Genomic DNA, 2,200 nt, shown 5'->3' on the forward strand with positions numbered 1-2,200 from the left:
GCGACGACGGAGACCTCGACCGCTTCCTCACCTCACTGAGCGAAGCCCACGTCCACGGAGTCGACATCGACTGGCACACCGCCTTCACCGACCACGACGCCCAACGCATCCAACTCCCCACCTACGCCTTCCAACACGACCACTACTGGCTCGAAAACGTGAGTCGCAGGCCGGATGCCGATGCTGCGGGACAGGAAGCGCTCCACCACATCCTGGCAAACGCGCTGGTGGAAGTGGCGCAGACGGATGGGCTTCTCCTCACCGGCTGCCTCTCCGAGAGCACTCATCCCTGGATTGCCGACCACATAGTCGGTGGCGTCATGATCTTGCCCGCATCGGCATGGCTGGAACTGGCGTTCCGGGCGGGTACGGAAGTCGGGGCGGACCATATCGAGGAACTGACCCTGGAGGCGCCGCTGGTGTTCCGCAACGGCGCCAGGGTCAAGTTCCAGGTCGCCCTGTCCGCGCCGGACGCGGACGGCAGGCGAACGGTGAGCGTGCATTCCCGAAGCGAGACGGGCTGGGTGCGGCATGCGGTCGGCAGCATGGTGACGGCGTCCACGCGGGAAACCGGCAAGTCCACCACCGAAGTGGAGGAGTGGCCGCCGACGGGTGCCACCGCTCTCGATCTGAGTGGCGCCTATGAAGCCCTGGTCGGACGCGGTTACGACTACGGCCCCGCGTTCCGGTGTCTTCGCGCAGCGTGGCGCAACGACCAGGACGTGTTCGCCGAAGTCGCACTGCCCGGACCGGATGCCGGTGGGTCCGGCTCCTTTCTCCTGCACCCGGCGCTACTGGACGCCCTCCTCCAGTCCCTGTTGGTCGCTGATCTGAACGAGGAAGCGCAACGGATTCGGATGCCCTTCGCCTGGACGGGGGTGTCGTTGTACGAGTCGGGAGCCTCGGTATTGCGGTGCAGGATCTCAAGACGGCAGCCGGACACTCTGTCCTTGAGCATTACGCAGACCACAGGCCGTCCCGTGGCGTCGGTGGAGTCCTTGGTACTGCGGCCGATATCCGCTGAGAAAATGGGAACCGCCGAACAAGCCGAACCGGTCCGGAAAGTGCGCGCTCGGCAGGCAACCAGGCCGGACGACACAGCTCTCCGAAACCGGCTGGCCAATCTCTCCGCGAACGCAAAGATCCGCGCCCTTGTGGACCTTGTCCGCACACACGCCGCTGCCGTCCTGGGATACAAGGAGGGCTCGCGAGAGATCGGCGCCAGGACGGCATTCACCGAACTCGGCCTCGGCTCCATGGAGGCAGTACAACTCCGCAACAAACTGAATGCCGCCACGGGTCTGCGGCTACCGACCACCTTCGCCTTCGAGTACTCAACCGCTGAGGCGATGGCGCGGAAACTGTCTGACGAGCTGTTCCCGGTTTCCTCCCCGTCCAGCGAACCTGAACACGCGCCGGATGAACCTGCGGCAGCCGGTGCTGATGCTGATTCAGCTGATCTCGCCGCACTCATCGAGATGGCACACCAAGTCGGCGATATCTGAGTCACGAGCCTGGGGTAATGATGTCTGAACAGCAGCTCATCAACGCACTGCGCGCCTCTGTGAAGGAAAGCGAACGTCTACGACAACGAAATCGCGAGCTTACCGAGAACATTCGTGAGCCGGTGGCAGTCGTGGGAATGGCGTGCCATTACCCCGGTGGGGTGGCCGGCCCTGCTGACTTGTGGAACCTGGTGATCTCCGAACGGGACGCGGTGTCCGGGTTCCCGGAGGACCGGGGCTGGGACATCGACACACTGTTCAACCCCGATAGCGAAAAAGCGGGGTCGAGCTATACCCGGCACGGAGGGTTCTTGGCGGATGCCAAGAACTTCGATCCGGAGTTCTTCGGCATCTCTCCGCGGGAGGCGTTGGCGATGGACCCGCAGCAGCGGCTGCTGCTGGAAACGTCCTGGGAAGCCATCGAAGACGCAGGGATCGACCCCTTCACACTGCGGGAAAGCGACACCAGCCTGTTCATCGGGTCCAACGGGCAGGACTACGCCTCCAGGCTGAGCCGCTACCCCGCCGCTCTGGAGGCGCAGTTGGGAACCGGAAGCGCCGCCAGCGTCCTGTCCGGTCGGGTGTCGTATGCACTGGGCTTCGAGGGGCCCGCGGTGACGGTGGACACGGCGTGTTCGTCGTCGTTGGTGGCGCTGCACTGGGCAGTGCAGTCGTTGCGCTCCGGTGAAACCTCC

2 protein-coding genes are annotated in these 2,200 nt (G+C 64.5%); both read left to right on the forward strand.

What is annotated here, in order from left to right:
• Positions 1–1,505, forward strand: a 1,505-nt coding sequence (locus tag ABZ851_RS37215; protein ID WP_361137146.1) for a polyketide synthase dehydratase domain-containing protein, incomplete at its 5' end; no start/stop codon positions are given.
• A gap of 20 nt (positions 1,506–1,525) precedes the next feature.
• Positions 1,526–2,200, forward strand: a 675-nt coding sequence (locus ABZ851_RS37220; RefSeq protein ID WP_361137148.1) for a beta-ketoacyl synthase N-terminal-like domain-containing protein, incomplete at its 3' end; no start/stop codon positions are given.

This window comes from Streptomyces sp. NPDC047049 (assembly GCF_040643995.1).
Taxonomy (GTDB): Bacteria; Actinomycetota; Actinomycetes; order Streptomycetales; family Streptomycetaceae; genus Streptomyces; species Streptomyces mooreae.